The following is a 19,780-nucleotide window of genomic DNA, read 5'->3' on the forward strand; positions in this document are numbered from 1 at the left end:
TGCGGCGCACTTCGCAAAAATAAACAATAACACAGCAAATTCTTTACATTCATCCAAACTAAATGTTAACAAACATATACAAGACTGCACTTTTAAGTAGCAAACAATAACAACATCACAATGGGTATCAATGCGTCCCTGGCGCAGACGATAAAGGAGTTGGATATGCAATTACGTAAGCTCGCCACAGCCATGCTGGTTATGGGAATGTCTGCCGGTCTGGCGCACGCGGAAGATGCCGCCCCTGCGGCAGGCAGTACGCTGGATAAGATCGCTAAAAATGGCGTGATCGTCGTCGGACACCGTGAATCCTCGGTCCCGTTCTCCTATTACGATAATCAGCAAAAAGTGGTCGGTTATTCACAGGATTACTCCAACGCAATTGTTGAGGCCGTGAAGAAAAAGCTGAACAAGCCTGACCTGCAGGTGAAGCTGATTCCGATTACCTCCCAGAACCGTATCCCGCTGCTGCAAAACGGCACCTTTGACTTTGAGTGTGGCTCCACCACCAACAACGTTGAGCGCCAGAAGCAAGCGGCGTTTTCTGACACCATATTCGTTGTCGGCACCCGTCTGCTGGCGAAAAAAGGCGGCGACATCAAAGATTTCGCCGACCTGAAAGGCAAAGCGGTGGTCGTGACTTCCGGTACCACCTCGGAAGTGCTGCTGCATAAGCTAAATGAAGAGCAAAAAATGGATATGCGCATCATCAGCGCCAAAGACCACGGTGACTCTTTCCGCACCCTGGAAAGTGGTCGCGCCGTTGCCTTTATGATGGATGATGCCCTGCTGGCAGGCGAACGCGCGAAGGCGAAGAAGCCGGACAACTGGGAGATCGTCGGCAAGCCGCAATCTCAGGAAGCCTACGGCTGTATGCTGCGTAAAGACGACGCGGCATTCAAAAAACTGATGGATGACACCATTGCGCAGGCACAAACCTCAGGCGAAGCGGAGAAATGGTTTGATAAGTGGTTTAAAAACCCAATTCCACCGAAGAACCTGAACATGAATTTCGAACTGTCGAGTGAGATGAAAGCCCTGTTCAAAGAACCGAATGATAAAGCACTTAACTAACTAAAACGAAATGGGGCGAGTTCACCTTGCCCTCACGATTGTCGGGAAGCATGGACAGACTATACGTTGAGTGGTCGTTCCCCACTCAGCGCGAAAAATGAGCTTCTCAACAATCTTCGAGGGTAGCACTGCTACCCTTTTTTTTCTGGAGTAGATTTATGTCTATAGACTGGAACTGGGGTATTTTTTTACAAGAAGCCCCGTTCGGCAACACCACCTATCTCGGCTGGCTCTGGAGCGGCTTCCAGGTCACCGTCGCGTTATCTATCACCGCCTGGATTATCGCTTTTCTGATCGGTTCCTTATTCGGCATCTTACGCACCGTTCCCAATCGTTTTCTTTCCGGGATTGGCACGTTGTACGTTGAACTGTTTCGTAACGTTCCTTTAATCGTACAGTTTTTTACCTGGTATCTGGTGATCCCCGAACTGCTGCCGGAAAATATAGGCATGTGGTTCAAGGCTGAGTTGGATCCCAACATTCAGTTCTTCCTCTCATCAATGCTCTGCCTGGGGCTGTTTACTGCCGCCCGCGTTTGTGAACAGGTACGCGCTGCAATTCAGTCACTCCCTCGTGGGCAAAAAAACGCTGCGCTGGCGATGGGGCTGACGCTACCGCAGGCCTATCGCTATGTTCTGCTGCCTAACGCCTACCGCGTGATTGTGCCGCCGATGACGTCAGAGATGATGAACCTGGTGAAAAACTCCGCCATCGCCTCGACCATTGGTCTGGTGGATATGGCGGCGCAGGCAGGCAAACTGCTGGATTATTCTGCCCACGCCTGGGAGTCGTTTACGGCGATCACCCTTGCCTACGTATTGATTAACGCCTTTATTATGCTGGTGATGAATCTGGTTGAACGTAAAACTCGCCTGCCGGGCAATTTGGGAGGCAAATAATGTACGAATTTGACTGGAGTTCAATTGTCCCCTCCCTGCCGTATCTGCTGGATGGGCTGCTTATCACGCTAAAAATTACCGTCACGGCGGTTATTATCGGCATCGTCTGGGGAACCATCCTTGCGGTAATGCGTCTGTCCAGCTTCGCACCCATTGCCTGGTTTGCGAAGATCTACGTTAACGTCTTCCGCTCCATTCCACTGGTGATGGTGCTGCTGTGGTTTTACCTGATTGTTCCAGGTTTTTTACAGAACGTATTAGGCCTGTCACCGAAAACCGATATTCGCCTGATCTCAGCAATGGTGGCGTTTTCAATGTTTGAAGCGGCGTACTACTCAGAGATTATCCGTGCCGGTATCCAGAGTATCTCTCGTGGACAGTCCAGCGCCGCGCTGGCGTTAGGGATGACCCACTGGCAGTCGATGAAGCTCATCATATTGCCGCAGGCATTTCGCGCGATGGTGCCGTTGCTGCTCACTCAGGGCATCGTCCTGTTTCAGGATACCTCGCTGGTCTATGTATTGAGTCTGGCAGATTTCTTCCGCACCGCCTCCACCATTGGCGAGCGTGACGGCACACAGGTCGAGATGATCCTGTTCGCTGGCGCCGTATATTTTGTATTCAGTCTGAGCGCATCGTTGTTGGTCAGCTATTTGAAGAAAAGGACAGTTTAATGATTACCCTGAACAATGTTTCTAAATGGTATGGTCACTTTCAGGTGCTGACCGACTGCTCCACGGAAGTCAAAAAAGGTGAAGTGGTCGTGGTCTGCGGTCCGTCGGGTTCAGGTAAGTCAACGCTTATCAAAACGGTAAACGGTCTGGAACCTGTACAGAAGGGTGTGATCACCGTTGATGGTACCGTCGTGAATGACAAAAAAACCGATCTGGCCAAACTGCGTTCCCGCGTAGGTATGGTCTTCCAGCACTTTGAACTGTTCCCACATTTGTCGATCATCGAAAACCTGACGCTGGCCCAGGTGAAAGTGCTCAAGCGCGATAAAACACCAGCACGCGAAAAAGCGCAAAAGCTGCTTGAACGTGTGGGGTTATCTGCACATGCTGAAAAGTTTCCGGCTCAGCTTTCCGGCGGGCAGCAGCAGCGCGTAGCCATTGCCCGGGCGCTGTGTATGGATCCCATTGCCATGCTGTTTGATGAACCAACGTCGGCGCTCGATCCAGAAATGATCAACGAGGTGCTGGACGTCATGGTTGAACTGGCCCATGAAGGTATGACCATGATGGTGGTCACCCATGAAATGGGCTTTGCGCGTAAAGTGGCGAACCGGGTGATCTTCATGGATGAAGGGAAGATTGTTGAAGACTCTCCGAAAGAAGAGTTCTTCGCCAATCCGAAATCGGACCGAGCCAAAGACTTCCTCGCGAAAATCCTGCACTAATCTTGCTGGCGCGCGCGTCTATGTGCGCGCCACCTCACGCTTTATCTCTTCGCTTCTCGAAACACGTTCAGCCCAGCGTTAACCTTGTCACAAAGTCCCACTTACAAGGAGCAACAATGGCACTTCCGATCCTGTTTGATTGCGATCCAGGTCATGACGACGCTATCGCAATTGTTCTCGCCCTCGCCTCACCTGAACTGGATGTGAAAGCGATAACCTCATCTGCCGGTAACCAGACACCCGACAAAACGCTGCGTAACGTATTGCGCATGCTAACGCTGCTCAACCGTACGGATATTCCCGTCGCCGGTGGCGCGGTGAAGCCACTGATGCGTGAACTGATTATTGCCGATAACGTTCACGGTGAGAGCGGTCTGGACGGCCCAGCGCTCCCGGAACCCGCCTTCGCACCACAGCGCTGTACCGCCGTTGAACTGATGGCGAAAACCCTGCGTGAAAGCCCTGAACCGGTCACTATTGTGTCAACCGGCCCGCAAACTAACGTGGCATTGCTACTGAACAGCCATCCTGAACTGCACAATAAAATCGCTCGCATCGTGATTATGGGTGGTGCGATGAGTCTGGGAAACTGGACACCCGCCGCCGAGTTCAATATTTACGTTGATCCCGAAGCGGCAGAGATTGTGTTTCAGTCAGGTATTCCGGTGGTGATGGCCGGACTTGATGTCACGCATAAAGCGCAAATTCATCGTGAAGATACCGAGCGACTCCGCGCTATTGGCAATCCCATTTCGACGATTGTTGCTGAATTACTGGATTTCTTTCTCGAGTATCACAAAGACGAGAAGTGGGGGTTCGTCGGTGCACCACTGCACGACCCGTGCACCATCGCCTGGCTGCTGAAACCGGAACTATTCACTACCGTTGAACGCTGGGTCGGCGTAGAGACGCAGGGAAAATACACGCAAGGCATGACCGTGGTGGATTACTTTTTCCTCAGTGGAAATAAACCCAACGCCACGGTGATGGTGGATGTGGATCGCGAAGGATTTGTGGATCTGCTGGCCGAACGTCTGAAGTTTTACGCCTGATGAATTGCCGGATGGCGATGCCATCCGGTACAAAATCACGGTTCAAACGGTCGACGCTGGAACTGATCGTGACCGCATTTCGGGCACAGCGGCAGCACATCCGGTGTGTAAACGGCTAAGTGGAAATGGCACTTCTCGCAAACCAGATTACCCAGCCCAACCACTTCACCGCTGTGATAAACACCGTGATGGCTGAGATCCTGGAACACTTCGCGCCATTCGAGCTGCGTTTTATCGGTAATATCTGCCAGTTCCTGCCAGATACTCTCCTTGATGACCCGCATAAAGACGCTGTCAGTCTCCTCATCAAGGCTCTCTTCATAACTGAGCGCAAACTCTTCGAGGTCGCGTCTGACGGCCCTTGTGAGTTCTTCCACCTCGGTTCGCGTTAACTCCCCGGTCTGCATAACTCGCTGACGCGCCTGCTCCACCAGCGCATCGATATCGCGTTCACCATTGCGCAGACGTTCACTAAGTGAAGTCACCAGTTCACGGTAATATTGAGCAACCTTGTTCATCGCTTCGCCTCCTGGGTCGTTAACTGTCTATAATAATAGACGTTATTTACGCTACGCTTTGCAAGACTGTCCACAGAGTATGTAAATTCGTGCAATATTTATCCTTGCGGGAATTCAATGCTGAATGCGCGAAAGGCTGTTTTGACGCGGACGTTTGGGCTATGCTATGCGGATCTTAAACACCACATCTAAAGCTACGTTTGTAGCTGTATCGAAAACAGGACCACTGGCTGCCATGCAAGAGCAATACCGCCCGGAAGAGATAGAATCCAAAGTACAGCTTCACTGGGATGAGAAGCGCACATTTGAAGTTACCGAAGACGAGAGCAAAGAGAAGTATTACTGCCTGTCTATGCTTCCCTATCCTTCTGGTCGACTACACATGGGCCACGTACGTAACTACACCATCGGTGACGTAATCGCCCGCTACCAACGTATGCTGGGTAAAAACGTCCTGCAGCCTATTGGCTGGGATGCGTTCGGTCTGCCTGCGGAAGGCGCTGCGGTAAAAAACAACACCGCACCCGCACCGTGGACGTACGACAACATCGCTTACATGAAAAACCAGCTCAAAATGCTGGGCTTCGGCTATGACTGGAGCCGTGAGCTGGCGACCTGCACCCCGGAATATTACCGTTGGGAGCAAAAGTTCTTCACCGAGCTGTACAAAAAAGGTCTGGTGTACAAGAAAACGTCTGCGGTCAACTGGTGCCCTAACGACCAGACCGTACTGGCAAACGAACAAGTTATCGACGGTTGTTGCTGGCGCTGCGACACCAAGGTTGAGCGTAAAGAGATCCCACAGTGGTTCATCAAAATTACCGCTTACGCTGACGAACTGCTGCGTGATCTGGATAACCTGGATCACTGGCCAGACACCGTTAAAACCATGCAGCGCAACTGGATTGGCCGTTCTGAAGGCGTGGAAATCACCTTCGACGTTAACGGTTACGACAACACGCTGACCGTTTACACCACCCGCCCGGACACCTTTATGGGTGCGACCTATCTGGCCGTAGCCGCAGGTCACCCGCTGGCGCAGAAAGCCGCCGCGAACAACCCAGAACTGGCTGCCTTCATTGACGAATGCCGAAACACCAAGGTTGCTGAAGCTGAAATGGCGACCATGGAGAAGAAAGGCGTCGACACCGGCTTCAAAGCGATTCACCCACTGACCGGCGAAGAGATCCCGGTTTGGGCGGCAAACTTCGTACTGATGGAATATGGCACAGGTGCGGTAATGGCCGTTCCGGGCCACGATCAACGCGACTACGAGTTTGCAACTAAATATGGTCTGAGCATTAAGCCAGTTATTCTGGCAGCAGACGGCTCAGAGCCGGACCTGTCTGAGCAGGCACTGACTGAGAAAGGCGTGCTGTTTAACTCTGGTGAGTTTGACGGTCTGGCCTTCGAAGCCGCCTTTAACGCCATTGCCGACAAGTTGGTCGAAAAAGGTGTAGGTGAGCGTAAAGTAAACTACCGTCTGCGCGATTGGGGCGTTTCCCGCCAGCGTTACTGGGGTGCGCCAATCCCGATGGTCACGCTGGAAGATGGCACCGTGCTGCCAACGCCAGAAGATCAGTTGCCGGTCATTCTGCCGGAAGATGTCGTCATGGACGGTATCACCAGCCCGATCAAAGCCGATCCAGAGTGGGCAAAAACCACCGTTAACGGCATGCCTGCGCTGCGTGAAACCGACACGTTTGATACCTTCATGGAATCTTCATGGTACTACGCTCGCTACACTTGCCCGCAGTATCAGGAAGGCATGCTGGACTCTAAGGCCGCTAACTACTGGCTGCCGGTTGACATCTACATCGGTGGGATTGAACACGCCATCATGCACCTGCTCTACTTCCGCTTCTTCCACAAGCTGATGCGCGACGCGGGTATGGTGGACTCTGACGAACCGGCTAAACAGCTGCTGTGTCAGGGTATGGTACTGGCTGATGCCTTCTACTACGTCGGCGCCAATGGCGAACGTAACTGGGTTTCTCCGGTTGATGCGATCGTTGAACGTGACGAGAAAGGTCGTATCGTGAAGGCGCAGGACGCCGAAGGTCATGAACTGGTGTATACCGGCATGAGCAAGATGTCCAAGTCGAAAAACAACGGTATCGACCCGCAAGTAATGGTTGAGCGCTACGGCGCGGACACCGTGCGTCTATTCATGATGTTCGCCTCTCCGGCTGACATGACTCTGGAATGGCAAGAATCCGGCGTTGAAGGGGCAAACCGCTTCCTGAAACGTGTCTGGAAACTGGTTTACGAACACACCAGCAAAGGTGATGTTGCCGCCCTGAACGTTGACGTATTGAGCGAAGATCAGAAAGCACTGCGTCGCGATGTTCACAAAACCATCGCCAAAGTAACCGATGATATCGGTCGTCGTCAGACCTTTAACACCGCTATTGCGGCAATTATGGAACTGATGAACAAGCTGGCGAAAGCACCGCAAGAAGACGAGCAGGACAGAGCTCTGATGCAGGAAGCGTTGCTGGCCGTTGTGCGCATGCTTAACCCGTTCACCCCACATGTTTGCTTCACCTTGTGGCAAGCGCTGAAAGGCGAAGGCGATATCGACAACGCACCGTGGCCGGTTGCTGACGAAAGCGCAATGGTCGAAGACTCAACGCTGGTTGTGGTTCAGGTAAACGGTAAAGTCCGTGGTAAAATTACCGTCCCGGTAAACGCCACCGAAGAGCAGGTTCGTGAGCGTGCTGGCCAGGAACACCTGGTGGCAAAATATCTTGATGGCGTTACCGTGCGTAAAGTGATTTATGTACCGGGTAAACTCCTCAATCTGGTCGTTGGCTAAGCGCGGGAGGAAGCGTGCGACATCTGACAACATTGTTGTTATCCCTGGTGGTGCTGGTCACCGCCGGGTGTGGCTGGCATCTGCGTAGTACTACACAGGTGCCAGCTACGATGAAAACTATGATTCTGAACTCTGGCGATCCGAACGGCCCATTAAGTCGTGCAGTTCGTAACCAGTTGCGTCTGAACGGTGTAACATTGCTTGAAGACGGTTCAATGCGTAAAGACGTTCCGTCCCTGCGCCTTGGTGCAGTCAGCATTTCGCAGGATACGGCGTCTGTATTCCAGAACGGTCAAACGGCTGAATACCAGATGGTGATGTCGGTCAGTGCCTCAGTGCTGATTCCGGGTCATGACATTTACCCGATCAACGCCACCGTCTTCCGCTCGTTCTTTGACAACCCACAGGCGGCACTGGCGAAGGATAATGAGCAGGAGATGATCGTTAAAGAGATGTATGACAAAGCGGCCGAACAGTTGATTCGTAAACTGCCAAGCGTACATGTTGCTGACGTTCAGTCATCCAGTGATGACGTAAAACCTGCTGAGAACAACATAGCAGCGCCAACGTCTTCTCCGGCGCGTGTTTCCACCACGCTGGGTAACTGATGCTCAAGTTGTACCCTGAACAACTCCGCGCACAGCTCAAAGAAGGGCTGCGCGCGGCGTATTTATTATTGGGCAACGATCCCCTATTGTTGCAGGAAAGCCAGGATGCTGTCCGTCTGGCCGCTGCCACACAAGGGTTCGAAGAACACCACACCTTCACTCTCGATACCAGCACTGACTGGGGGGCTATTTTTTCCCTCTGCCAGGCCATGAGCCTGTTTGCCAGCCGTCAGACATTACTTCTGCAACTGCCTGAAAATGGCCCAAATGCTGCCATTAGCGAACAGCTCACCACGCTGACCAGCCTGCTGCATGACGATCTGCTGCTGATTATTCGCGGCAACAAGCTGACCAAAGCGCAGGAAAACGCCACGTGGTATACCGGACTGGCAAATAATACGGTTCAGGTTAGCTGCCAGACGCCAGAGCAGGCACAGCTTCCACGCTGGGTTGCCGCCAGAGCGAAACAAAGCAACCTGCAGTTAGATGACGCAGCCAATCAGCTATTATGCTATTGCTATGAAGGTAATCTGTTAGCCTTGGCGCAGGCGCTGGAGCGCTTATCGTTGCTGTGGCCTGATGGCAAACTCACGCTACCTCGCGTGGAGCAAGCGGTTAACGATGCGGCACACTTTACCCCTTTTCATTGGGTGGATGCGCTACTGATGGGCAAAAGTAAGCGCGCGTTGCACATTTTGCAGCAACTACGCCTTGAAGGCAGCGAACCCGTTATTCTGCTGCGTACCCTACAGCGTGAATTATTGCTGCTGGTAAACCTGAAACGGCAATCAGCCCATACGCCATTACGCGCATTGTTTGATAAGCACCGGGTATGGCAAAACCGCCGTGGCATGATGGGCGATGCGCTAAACAGGTTGTCGCCTGAGCAATTACGTCAAGCTGTACAGTTGTTAACGCGCACGGAAATTACGCTTAAACAAGACTATGGTCAGTCAGTGTGGGCGGAGCTTGAGGGACTTTCCCTGTTACTCTGCCATAAATCGCTGGCAGATGTTTTTATTGATGGTTGATATGAAATCATTACAGGCGTTGTTCGGCGGCACCTTTGATCCGGTGCATTATGGTCATTTAAAACCCGTGGAAATTCTGGCTAATCTGATTGGCCTGTCACGGGTGATTATCATGCCCAATAATGTGCCTCCGCATCGTGCGCAGCCAGAAGCCACCAGCGCACAGCGTAAACAGATGCTTGAGCTGGCAATCGCTGATAAACCTTTGTTTATTCTGGATGAACGTGAGCTAAAACGTGATACCGCTTCTTACACCGCGCAGACGTTAAAAGAGTGGCGCGAGGAACAAGGACCACAAGCGCCGCTGGCGTTTATTATCGGTCAGGACTCACTGCTCACTTTCCCCTCCTGGCACGACTCCGACACCATTCTGGACAATACCCACCTCATCGTATGTCGACGTCCGGGGTATCCGCTGGAAATGGTTCAGGAGCGGCATCAGCAATGGCTGGAACGTCATCTGACCCACTCGCCAGATGACCTACACAACCTTCCCTCAGGAAAAATTTATCTGGCCGAAACGCCGTGGTTCAATATTTCCGCCACGCTTATTCGCGAGCGTATCGAAAAAGGCGAGCCATGCGACGACCTATTGCCCGGTTCCGTTCTGGACTATATCAATCAGCAAGGGCTGTACCGCTAAGCGCATGGCGTAATGCCGCCAGCAAACGGTTATTCTCTTCAAGGCCACGGACCGCCACCCGGTAGTAGCGCGCATCCAACCCCGGATAATTGGCGCAACTGCGGATCAATACATGCTGTTCCAGTAATGATTTCTGCAAATCTAAACCCGGTCTATCGCAGCGTAGCAGGCGATAATTTGCCTGTCCGGGATACACAGTCAGGCCAGGCAGCTTTTGCAGCTGTTGATCGAAACGATTTCCCTCATGCTCCAGCCACTCCCATGTCGCCTGCTGATAGGCGCTATCGTAGAGAATCATTTCGCCCGCCAGTGCGGCAAAAGCATTGATTGACCAGGGCATCTGCCGACTGCGCAGGTGTGCTACGGCCTGCTCGTTGCTGTTAACCAGATACCCCAGCCGCAGCCCGGGTATTGCATAAAATTTGGTTAACGAACGCAATACCCAGATGTGTGGATTATCTTGCAACAGCGGGATGAATCCCTGTTCCCCGGCGATAAAATCGATAAACGCTTCATCAAGGATCAGCGCGATGCCGAGTAGTTCACAGCGCTGTGCTATCTCCAACAGCAGGCGGTTATCGGGCAACAACCCGGTTGGATTGTTAGGTGTACACAGGAACAGGCAATCCAACTCCGGGGTGAGCGCGTCGAGAATCGCCCCGGACAGCTGCCAGCCATCCTCTTCGCGCAGTGCAAACTCGTGTATTGCACATTCACCCCATTGCAATGCCCGGCGGTATTCAGCAAATCCAGGGGTAACGATCATCGCATGACGCGGCTTAAGGCCATTAACCAACGTAAAGATCGACTCCGTTTCCCCGTTACCGGCAAGGATCCACGAAGCAGGAATGTGATGATGCTCCGCCAGCGCGGCATGCAGATGAGCGTAGTCTACGTCCGGATAGTGCTCAGCACGGTCCAAATTGTCGATCAGCGCGCGTTTTAAGCTTGCTGGCATACCCAGCGGGTTAATATTCGCGCTAAAATCCAGCAATTGCTCAGGCAGGATGCCCAATAATGCGGCGGCTTCCCGGGTATTACCACCATGCGCGCTCTTCAATAAAGACATCGTGCCACTCCAGTTAAAAAAGGGTATTTTATTGAAAAATCTCTGCGCAATCAGGGCCAACATCATGTTTTGTGCGAATAGCCTCACGAGGAAAAAATGAGACTTTGGTTAGTACGACACGGAGAAACGGAAGCCAATGTTGCCGGGTTATACAGCGGGCATGCTCCCACGTCGCTTACCGCGCGGGGAATCACTCAAGCTGAAACGCTGGCAGCACTGTTACGTAACGTTCCTTTCGAACACGTCCTCTGCAGCGAGCTTGAGCGCGCTCGCCATACCACTCAGTTAGTCTTGGCGGGGCGCGCCGTTCCGCACCGCATCATGCCCGAACTCAATGAGATGTTCTTTGGTGACTGGGAAATGCGCCATCATCGCGATCTGGCGCGTGAAGACGCAGAAAACTACGCCTTGTGGTGTAACGACTGGCAGAATGCGACCCCCACTAACGGCGAAGGTTTTCAGGCGTTTTCACAACGTGTTGAACGTTTCATTGCTCAACTTGCTGATTATAAAGATGCACAGAACCTACTGGTGGTTAGCCATCAGGGCGTACTCAGCGTGCTGATCGCCCGACTCCTGTCAATGCCAGCGGCATCAATGTGGCATTTTCGCGTTGAGCAGGGTTGCTGGAGCGCGATTGATTTCTGTGACGATTTTGCGGTACTGAAAGTGTTAAACAGCCGGGCCGTATGGCATGAGGGGGAGTGAATACGCTGTTTTTTCTGCCGAAGGGCCTCGCGCCCATTGACACCCCATGACAGGCTGCTATTCTCCGCAGCCTGACTTTTCCCGCCCTTCAGAGCTTTGCAGAAATTGTTTTACAAAAATGGCGATGCATTCTGTTGCGTGGGGTGGGATGATAGCCCACTTCAAAAACGCTTTCGGAGACATTTGTCCCGATATCGCCTCTGGTTCAGGTATACTAACAGGCGTTTTTAACTCTTTTCACCCAGGGGGAACACTTGCAGGGTAAAGCACTTCAGGATTTTGTAATCGACAAAATTGATGACCTGAAAGGTCAAGACATCATCGCCTTAGACGTTCAGGGCAAATCCAGCATCACTGACTGCATGATTATCTGTACCGGCACGTCCAGCCGTCATGTTATGTCTATCGCTGACCATGTTGTTCAGGAATCTCGCGCTGCCGGCCTGCTGCCGCTTGGCGTTGAAGGTGAGAACGTGGCGGACTGGATCGTCGTTGATCTCGGCGAAGTGATTGTCCACGTTTTACAGGAAGAAAGCCGTCGCCTGTATGAACTGGAAAAACTCTGGAGTTAATGAGTGAAGCTGCAACTTGTCGCTGTGGGTACGAAAATGCCTGACTGGGTGCAAACCGGTTTTACAGAGTATCTCCGCCGGTTTCCAAAAGACATGCCTTTTGAGCTAATCGAGATCCCGGCAGGAAAACGCGGCAAGAACGCGGACATTAAACGCATACTCGATAAAGAGGGTGAACAGATGCTGGCTGCCGCGGGCAAAAATCGCATCGTCACCCTTGATATCCCTGGGAAACCCTGGGACACGCCACAGTTGGCGGTCGAGCTGGAACGCTGGAAACTGGATGGCCGTGACGTAAGTCTGCTGATTGGCGGACCGGAAGGTTTATCCCCTGCCTGTAAAGCTGCCGCGGAGCAAAGCTGGTCACTCTCTGCATTAACCCTTCCCCATCCTCTTGTTCGGGTTTTGGTGGCAGAGAGTCTGTACAGGGCGTGGAGCATTACCACCAACCACCCTTATCACCGTGAGTGATCATTGAGTCTTGAGTAGATTAAGCAGCGGATGAAACTACAGAATTCTTTTCGCGACTATACGGCTGAGTCCGCGCTGTTTGTGCGTCGGGCGCTGGTTGCTTTTTTGGGGATTTTGCTGCTCACTGGCGTGCTGATCGCCAACCTTTATAATCTTCAAATCGTTCGTTTCACCGATTATCAGACCCGTTCAAACGAAAACCGCATCAAACTGGTGCCCATTGCGCCCAGTCGCGGCATTATTTATGACCGCAACGGCATCCCTTTGGCCCTCAACCGCACCATTTACCAAATAGAAATGATGCCTGAGAAGGTCGATAACGTTCAGCAAACGCTGGATGCGCTGCGGGAAGTGGTTGATCTGAATGACGACGATATTGCCACCTTTAAGAAAGAGCGCGCACGTTCCCATCGTTTCACCTCCATTCCGGTGAAAACCAACCTGACTGAAGTTCAGGTGGCGCGCTTCGCCGTCAATCAATATCGTTTTCCCGGTGTGGAAGTCAAAGGCTACAAGCGTCGTTACTATCCCTACGGCTCTGCGCTGACCCACGTCATTGGCTATGTCTCGAAAATTAACGATAAAGACGTTGAACGCCTGGACAAAGATGGCAAGCTCGCCAACTACGCCGCCACCCACGATATCGGCAAACTGGGTATTGAACGTTATTACGAAGATGTTCTTCATGGTCAGACCGGTTACGAAGAAGTTGAAGTAAATAACCGTGGTCGCGTGATTCGCCAGCTGAAAGAAGTCGCACCACAGGCCGGGCACGATATCTATCTGACGCTTGATCTGAAACTCCAGCAGTATATTGAAACGTTGCTGGCAGGCAGTCGCGCCGCCGTGGTGGTCACAGACCCGCGTACCGGCGGCGTTCTGGCTCTGGTTTCGATGCCCAGCTACGATCCCAACCTGTTTGTGGATGGTATCTCCAGTAAAGATTATTCAGGGTTACTCAATGACCCCAATACCCCGCTGGTTAACCGCGCGACGCAAGGTGTTTACCCCCCTGCATCAACTGTTAAACCTTACGTGGCGGTATCCGCATTAAGTGCAGGCGTAATTACCCGCAATACCGGACTGTTCGACCCCGGCTGGTGGCAATTGCCCGGTTCTGAAAAACGTTACCGCGACTGGAAAAAGTGGGGGCATGGCCATCTGAACATCACCCGCTCTCTCGAGGAGTCTGCGGATACGTTTTTCTACCAAATCGCCTATGATATGGGGATAGACCGTCTTTCAGAGTGGATGAGTAAGTTCGGCTACGGCCATTATACGGGCATCGATCTTGCCGAAGAACGTGCCGGTAACATGCCGACGCGTGAATGGAAGCAAAAACGGTTCAAAAAACCGTGGTACCAGGGTGATACAATTCCGGTGGGCATCGGCCAGGGTTACTGGACAGCGACGCCTATCCAGATGAGCAAAGCGCTGATGATTCTTATCAACGACGGCATGGTAAAAGTCCCGCACCTGCTGATGAGCACTACGGAGAACGGTAAAAAAGTTCCGTGGGTTCAGCCACATGAACCGCCTGTTGGTGACATTCATTCTGGTTATTGGGAAATAGCTAAAGACGGTATGTACGGCGTGGCAAACCGTCCAAACGGTACCGCGCATAAGTATTTTGCCGGTGCGCCGTATAAAATTGCCGCGAAATCCGGTACCGCTCAGGTCTTCGGCCTGAAGGCTAATGAAACCTATAATGCCCATAAAATTGCCGAGCGTTTACGCGACCATAAGCTGATGACGGCATTCGCGCCCTACGATAAACCTGAGGTCGCTGTCGCGATAATCCTCGAAAACGGCGGCGCCGGTCCGGCTGTAGGTACCATTATGCGCCAGATCCTTGACCATATTATGTTGGGCGACAACAACACCAATCTGCCTGCGGAAAACCCGGTGGCTGCCGCAGCTGAGGACCAATAATCGTGACGGATAATCCGAACAAAAAAACGTTCTGGGATAAAATACACATCGATCCCACGATGTTGCTTATTTTGCTGGCGCTGCTGGTTTACAGCTCACTGGTTATCTGGAGCGCCAGTGGCCAGGATATTGGCATGATGGAGCGTAAGGTCGGTCAAATCGCCATGGGCCTGGTCATCATGGTGGTAATGGCGCAGATACCTCCCAGAGTCTATGAAGGCTGGGCCCCTTATCTTTATATTATCTGTATTATCCTGCTGGTGGCGGTAGATGCTTTCGGTGCCATTTCCAAAGGTGCACAGCGCTGGCTGGATTTGGGCATTGTGCGTTTTCAGCCCTCTGAAATTGCCAAAATTGCCGTCCCGCTAATGGTGGCGCGCTTTATCAACCGTGACGTCTGCCCACCATCGCTGAAGAATACCGCCATCGCGCTGGTATTGATTTTCATGCCGACACTGCTGGTTGCCGCGCAGCCCGATCTGGGGACCTCTATCCTGGTTGCCCTTTCCGGTCTGTTCGTACTGTTCCTGTCAGGCTTAAGCTGGCGCTTAATCGGCGTTGCCGTGGTTCTGGTCGCCGCGTTTATCCCGATACTGTGGTTCTTCCTGATGCATGATTACCAGCGTCAGCGCGTGATGATGCTTCTCGACCCAGAAACCGATCCGCTGGGCGCGGGTTATCACATAATCCAGTCTAAAATTGCTATTGGCTCCGGCGGTCTGCGTGGCAAAGGTTGGCTGCACGGTACGCAGTCGCAGCTTGAATTTTTACCCGAACGCCACACCGACTTTATCTTTGCGGTGTTAGCCGAAGAGCTTGGGCTGGTAGGGATCTTAATTCTGCTGGCGCTGTATATTTTGCTGATTATGCGTGGGCTATGGATTGCCGCCAGAGCGCAAACCACCTTTGGCCGCGTCATGGCTGGCGGTTTAATGTTGATATTATTCGTTTATGTCTTCGTAAATATTGGTATGGTGAGCGGTATTCTGCCTGTAGTAGGGGTTCCACTCCCGCTGGTCAGTTACGGAGGCTCTGCACTGATCGTGCTGATGGCCGGGTTCGGGATTGTGATGTCGATCCACACCCATAGAAAAATGTTGTCGAAAAGCGTGTAAGGGGTACGCAATGCGTAAGCAGTGGCTTGGAATCTGCATCGCAGCAGGAATGCTCGCGGCGTGTTCAAATGATGATGGTCAGCAACAGGTTGCTGTCGCGCCGCAGCCGGCGGTGTGTAATGGTCCGATTGTTGAAATCAGCGGGGCCGATCCGCGCTTTGAACCTCTGAACCCGACGGCTAATCAGGATTACCAGCGTGATGGTAAGAGCTATAAAATCGTTCAGGATCCTTCTCGCTTTAGCCAGGCCGGACTGGCTGCTATCTATGATGCGGAACCCGGCAGCAATTTAACCGCATCAGGTGAAGCGTTCGACCCGATGCAACTCACTGCTGCGCATCCAACATTACCGGTCCCCAGCTATGCCCGAATCACCAACCTGGCAAACGGCAGAATGATCGTCGTGCGGATTAACGATCGCGGTCCTTACGGTAACGATCGCGTAATCTCGCTTTCACGTGCAGCAGCCGATCGTCTGAATACCTCGAACAACACGAAAGTGCGCATTGATCCGATCATCGTTGCACAGGATGGTTCGTTGTCAGGTCCCGGAATGGCGTGTACAACAGTCGCAAAACAGACTTACGCCCTGCCCTCACGTCCTGATTTAAGCGGGGGTGGCTCCATGCCTTCCGCACCGGACGCAGGCCAGCCGCAAAGCGATATCCGTCCTATCAGCAATTCAACGCTGAAAAGCGATGATGCTACAGGCGCACCGGTTAACAGCAGTGGTTTCCTCGGTGCGCCAACCACGCTCGCCGCTGGCGTGCTCGAAGGCAGCGAACCGACACTGGCTCCGCAGCCTGTAACAACGGCCCCTGTAACAACCTCAGCACCGGTTTCTGTTCCGGTTGCCGCTACGCCAGTCGCCGCGACCAATGGACGTTATGTCGTGCAGGTAGGCGCCGTCAGCGAACAATCTCGTGCGCAGCAGTATCAAAAACGGCTAAGCCAGCAGTTTGGTGTGCCGGGCCGCGTGGTACAAAACGGTGCCGTGTGGCGTATCCAGATGGGGCCATTCGCCAGCAAAGCGGAAGCCAGTACTTTGCAGCAGCGCCTGCAATCCGAAGCGCAATTACAGTCCTTCATCACCGGCGTGTAGTAACGTAAATCAGGCACCCGATCTGTCAATTTCTGTCAATGGCGTTAACAAAGTCATGCGGAAAGTCGGATGCCTGTAAGTTACGCATTTGCTATAGTAGGGCACTTTTTTTACTTTCATCACGGACGTCGTAGTTCAGACCATGAAGACCACTTTTTCCGCTCGTTTCGTGCAGCGCATGGCGCTCACCGCGGCTCTCTGCGCAGCCTCTGTCTCTGCAGCTCATGCCGATGACCTGAATATTAAAACCATGATCCCGGGCGTTCCGCAGATCGACGCGGAGTCTTATATCCTGATTGATTACAATTCAGGTAAAGTTCTGGCCGAACAGAATGCGGACACCCGCCGCGACCCCGCCAGCCTGACCAAAATGATGACCAGCTACGTCATCGGCCAGGCAATGAAAGCCGGGAAATTCAAAGAATCCGATCTGGTCACCGTCGGCAATGACGCGTGGGCTACCGGCAACCCGGTATTTAAAGGCTCATCACTGATGTTCCTGAAACCAGGAATGCAGGTTCCCGTGTCACAATTGATCCGTGGTATTAACCTGCAATCCGGGAACGACGCTTGTGTGGCTATGGCTGACTTTGCTGCCGGTAGCCAGGATGCTTTCGTCGGTCTGATGAACAGCTATGTGAATGCGCTGGGTCTGAAAAACACCCACTTCCAGACCGTTCATGGCCTGGATGCTGAAGGCCAGTACAGCTCTGCACGTGATATGGCGCTGATTGGTCAGGCGCTGATTCGCGACGTGCCTAACGAATACTCTATCTACCGAGAAAAAGAGTTCACCTTCAACGGCATCCGTCAGTTAAACCGTAACGGTCTGCTGTGGGATAACAGCCTGAATGTTGACGGGATTAAAACCGGTCACACCGATAAAGCAGGCTATAACCTGGTAGCATCCGCAACCGAAGGTCAGATGCGCCTAATCTCTGCCGTTATGGGGGGCCGCACCTATAAAGGCCGCGAAACCGAAAGCAAAAAGCTGCTGACCTGGGGCTTCCGTTTCTTCGAAACCGTGAACCCGCTGAAAGTCGGCAAAGAGTTTGCCTCTGAACCGGCCTGGTTTGGTGATACCGATCGTGCATCGTTGGGTGTTGATAAAGATGTCTACCTGACCATTCCGCGCGGTCGTATGAAAGACCTGAAAGCGAGCTATGTGCTGAACACGACTGAACTACACGCACCACTGCAGAAAAATCAGGTCGTCGGCACCATCAACTTCCAGTTGGATGGCAAAACCATTGAACAGCGCCCGCTGGTGGTTCTGCAGGAAATCCCTGAGGGTAACTTCTTTGGTAAAATCATTGATTACATTAAATTAATGTTCCATCACTGGTTTGGCTAAAAATTGAACACTTGAAAGTGTGATTTACGTCCCCATATACTAGGTATCCAGATAACTCCCACTCCGCGTGGGAGTTATTATTTTTTGATGTAACGCCGGAGCTGACATGAAAACCAAACTTAACGAACTGCTTGAATTCCCTACTCCATTTACTTACAAAGTAATGGGGCAGGCGTTGCCTGAGCTGGTTGATCAGGTGGTTGAAGTGGTACAGCGCCATGCGCCAGGTGATTACTCTCCAACGGTAAAACCGAGCAGCAAAGGCAACTACCACTCGGTCTCGATCACCATCACTGCTACGCACATTGAGCAGGTTGAAACACTGTACGAAGAATTAGGCAACATCGACATCGTACGTATGGTGCTGTAACAGCCTGTCGGTTACCCGCTGCATTCTGCTCGGGTAACCTCTCTCCCCCTCCCCTGTGATATACTTTTTCCCTCTTTTATATTCTCTACTCTATGGATTTCGAGTAGCAGGAAGGCGTTAAGACAGCTAATCCACTGGAGCTTACTCAAGTAAGTGACTGGGGTGAGTTGGCGCAAACAACGCATCTGCGGCTTGAAAGACGACGAGTATCTACGGAGATGCCGTTTTGTATCAGGATAAAATTCTTGTCCGCCAGCTCGGTCTTCAGCCTTACGAGCCCGTCTCTCAGGCCATGCACGAATTCACCGATACCCGCGACGAAAATAGTCATGATGAGATCTGGCTGGTAGAGCATTATCCGGTCTTTACCCAAGGGCAGGCAGGCAAAGCAGAACACATACTGGTGCCGGGTGAAATTCCTGTTATTCAGAGCGATCGTGGCGGCCAGGTGACGTACCACGGCCCAGGCCAGCAGGTGATGTATGTGCTGTTGAATCTCAAGCGCCGCAAACTGGGCGTTCGCGAATTGGTTACGCTGCTGGAGCAAACCGTCGTGAATACCCTTGCGGAAATCGGTATTGACGCCCACCCGAGAGCCGATGCGCCAGGCGTTTACGTTGGCGAAAAGAAAATTTGCTCGTTAGGTTTGCGTATCCGTAGAGGCTGCTCATTTCACGGCTTAGCGCTCAACGTGGATATGGACTTGTCACCTTTCCTGCGAATCAATCCTTGTGGTTATGCCGGAATGGAGATGGCGAAAGTGTCGCAGTGGGAGAGTAATGCAACGACCGAGAGCGTTCGCCCCAGACTACTGGCCAATATCTTAGCGCTGTTAGGTAACCCACCGCACGAGTACATTGCAGACTGAAAATACGGTGATACTTTGCCACGGCAAATGTTGTGGCAAATGGCACAAAACAACAACTATTTTACATTTTGCCAGCCTGTCAGGCTGCTTTCTGGCCCGTTTCAATGATATACTGCGTATCACTAATTCAAAAATAGTTGATAAATACAACATTCCCTTGAATTGAAACGCTTTCCT

The 19,780-nt window shown here is 52.3% G+C and carries 20 protein-coding genes; 18 read left to right on the plus strand and 2 right to left on the minus strand.

Annotated features, from left to right (window positions below):
- Positions 1-165 precede the first annotated feature (165 nt).
- From gltI to rihA, 5 genes are all read left to right on the plus strand, one after another.
- Positions 166-1,074: a glutamate/aspartate ABC transporter substrate-binding protein GltI gene (gltI, locus tag E4Z61_RS10330; RefSeq protein ID WP_135322683.1), complete on the plus strand. Its 909-nt coding sequence runs from the start codon at positions 166-168 to the stop codon at positions 1,072-1,074.
- Between the two features lie 158 nt (positions 1,075-1,232).
- Positions 1,233-1,973, plus strand: a complete 741-nt coding sequence (gene gltJ, locus E4Z61_RS10335) for a glutamate/aspartate ABC transporter permease GltJ (RefSeq protein ID WP_096757888.1) — start codon at positions 1,233-1,235, stop codon at positions 1,971-1,973.
- Positions 1,973-2,647, plus strand: coding sequence for a glutamate/aspartate ABC transporter permease GltK (gltK, locus tag E4Z61_RS10340; protein ID WP_135322684.1), 675 nt, complete (start codon positions 1,973-1,975; stop codon positions 2,645-2,647). Before gltJ ends, gltK begins: the two co-directional genes overlap by 1 nt.
- On the plus strand, positions 2,647-3,372 hold the full coding sequence (gene gltL, locus E4Z61_RS10345) for a glutamate/aspartate ABC transporter ATP-binding protein GltL (protein WP_135322685.1): 726 nt from the start codon (positions 2,647-2,649) through the stop codon (positions 3,370-3,372). Before gltK ends, gltL begins: the two co-directional genes overlap by 1 nt.
- 116 nt (positions 3,373-3,488) lie before the next feature.
- Positions 3,489-4,424 carry a pyrimidine-specific ribonucleoside hydrolase RihA gene (gene rihA, locus E4Z61_RS10350; protein WP_135322686.1) on the plus strand — a complete coding sequence of 312 codons (936 nt, stop codon included), beginning with the start codon at positions 3,489-3,491 and terminating at the stop codon, positions 4,422-4,424.
- Between the two features lie 35 nt (positions 4,425-4,459).
- On the opposite strand, the gene E4Z61_RS10355 is transcribed toward rihA, so the two are convergent.
- Complete coding sequence (locus E4Z61_RS10355) at positions 4,460-4,942, minus strand: zinc ribbon-containing protein (RefSeq protein ID WP_005121423.1); 483 nt, start codon at positions 4,940-4,942, stop codon at positions 4,460-4,462.
- Positions 4,943-5,177: 235 nt separating this feature from the next.
- Between E4Z61_RS10355 and leuS the strand changes: the two genes are divergently transcribed.
- The 4 genes from leuS to nadD are packed head-to-tail and all read left to right on the plus strand — an operon-like array spanning position 5,178 to position 10,042.
- Positions 5,178-7,760, plus strand: coding sequence for a leucine--tRNA ligase (leuS, locus tag E4Z61_RS10360; protein WP_135322687.1), 2,583 nt, complete (start codon positions 5,178-5,180; stop codon positions 7,758-7,760).
- A 14-nt stretch (positions 7,761-7,774) separates the two neighbouring features.
- Positions 7,775-8,368 (plus strand): LPS assembly lipoprotein LptE, encoded by a 594-nt coding sequence (gene lptE, locus E4Z61_RS10365; RefSeq protein WP_135322688.1) that lies wholly within the window; start codon positions 7,775-7,777, stop codon positions 8,366-8,368.
- A complete protein-coding gene (holA, locus tag E4Z61_RS10370; protein ID WP_135322689.1) occupies positions 8,368-9,399 on the plus strand; it encodes a DNA polymerase III subunit delta in 1,032 nt (343 codons plus the stop codon). Before lptE ends, holA begins: the two co-directional genes overlap by 1 nt.
- Position 9,400: 1 nt before the next feature.
- Positions 9,401-10,042, plus strand: coding sequence for a nicotinate-nucleotide adenylyltransferase (gene nadD / locus E4Z61_RS10375; RefSeq protein ID WP_135322690.1), 642 nt, complete (start codon positions 9,401-9,403; stop codon positions 10,040-10,042).
- On the opposite strand, the gene cobD is transcribed toward nadD, so the two are convergent.
- On the minus strand, positions 10,017-11,111 hold the full coding sequence (gene cobD, locus E4Z61_RS10380; protein ID WP_135322691.1) for a threonine-phosphate decarboxylase CobD: 1,095 nt from the start codon (positions 11,109-11,111) through the stop codon (positions 10,017-10,019). The genes nadD and cobD overlap by 26 nt on opposite strands.
- Positions 11,112-11,207: 96 nt before the next feature.
- Between cobD and E4Z61_RS10385 the strand changes: the two genes are divergently transcribed.
- The 9 genes from E4Z61_RS10385 to lipB all read left to right on the plus strand — a co-directional run bounded on the left by E4Z61_RS10385 (position 11,208) and on the right by lipB (position 19,603).
- The gene (locus tag E4Z61_RS10385; protein ID WP_135322692.1) at positions 11,208-11,819 is read left to right on the plus strand and encodes an adenosylcobalamin/alpha-ribazole phosphatase; all 612 of its coding nucleotides are present in this window, start codon (positions 11,208-11,210) and stop codon (positions 11,817-11,819) included.
- 254 nt (positions 11,820-12,073) lie between these two features.
- Complete coding sequence (gene rsfS / locus E4Z61_RS10390) at positions 12,074-12,391, plus strand: ribosome silencing factor (protein WP_096757898.1); 318 nt, start codon at positions 12,074-12,076, stop codon at positions 12,389-12,391.
- A gap of 3 nt (positions 12,392-12,394) precedes the next feature.
- Positions 12,395-12,862 carry a 23S rRNA (pseudouridine(1915)-N(3))-methyltransferase RlmH gene (gene rlmH, locus E4Z61_RS10395; protein ID WP_119181418.1) on the plus strand — a complete coding sequence of 156 codons (468 nt, stop codon included), beginning with the start codon at positions 12,395-12,397 and terminating at the stop codon, positions 12,860-12,862.
- 30 nt (positions 12,863-12,892) lie between these two features.
- On the plus strand, positions 12,893-14,794 hold the full coding sequence (gene mrdA / locus E4Z61_RS10400; RefSeq protein ID WP_135322693.1) for a peptidoglycan DD-transpeptidase MrdA: 1,902 nt from the start codon (positions 12,893-12,895) through the stop codon (positions 14,792-14,794).
- Between the two features lie 2 nt (positions 14,795-14,796).
- Positions 14,797-15,909: a peptidoglycan glycosyltransferase MrdB gene (gene mrdB / locus E4Z61_RS10405; protein WP_135322694.1), complete on the plus strand. Its 1,113-nt coding sequence runs from the start codon at positions 14,797-14,799 to the stop codon at positions 15,907-15,909.
- A gap of 10 nt (positions 15,910-15,919) precedes the next feature.
- Positions 15,920-17,011 (plus strand): endolytic peptidoglycan transglycosylase RlpA, encoded by a 1,092-nt coding sequence (gene rlpA, locus E4Z61_RS10410; RefSeq protein ID WP_135322695.1) that lies wholly within the window; start codon positions 15,920-15,922, stop codon positions 17,009-17,011.
- A gap of 142 nt (positions 17,012-17,153) precedes the next feature.
- Positions 17,154-18,365, plus strand: coding sequence for a D-alanyl-D-alanine carboxypeptidase DacA (gene dacA, locus E4Z61_RS10415; RefSeq protein ID WP_135322696.1), 1,212 nt, complete (start codon positions 17,154-17,156; stop codon positions 18,363-18,365).
- A 106-nt stretch (positions 18,366-18,471) separates the two neighbouring features.
- Positions 18,472-18,735, plus strand: a complete 264-nt coding sequence (ybeD, locus tag E4Z61_RS10420; protein ID WP_003022706.1) for a DUF493 family protein YbeD — start codon at positions 18,472-18,474, stop codon at positions 18,733-18,735.
- Between the two features lie 226 nt (positions 18,736-18,961).
- Complete coding sequence (lipB, locus tag E4Z61_RS10425; RefSeq protein ID WP_135322697.1) at positions 18,962-19,603, plus strand: lipoyl(octanoyl) transferase LipB; 642 nt, start codon at positions 18,962-18,964, stop codon at positions 19,601-19,603.
- Positions 19,604-19,780 lie beyond the last annotated feature (177 nt).

It is taken from the genome of Citrobacter tructae, from assembly GCF_004684345.1.
Taxonomy (GTDB): Bacteria; Pseudomonadota; Gammaproteobacteria; order Enterobacterales; family Enterobacteriaceae; genus Citrobacter; species Citrobacter tructae.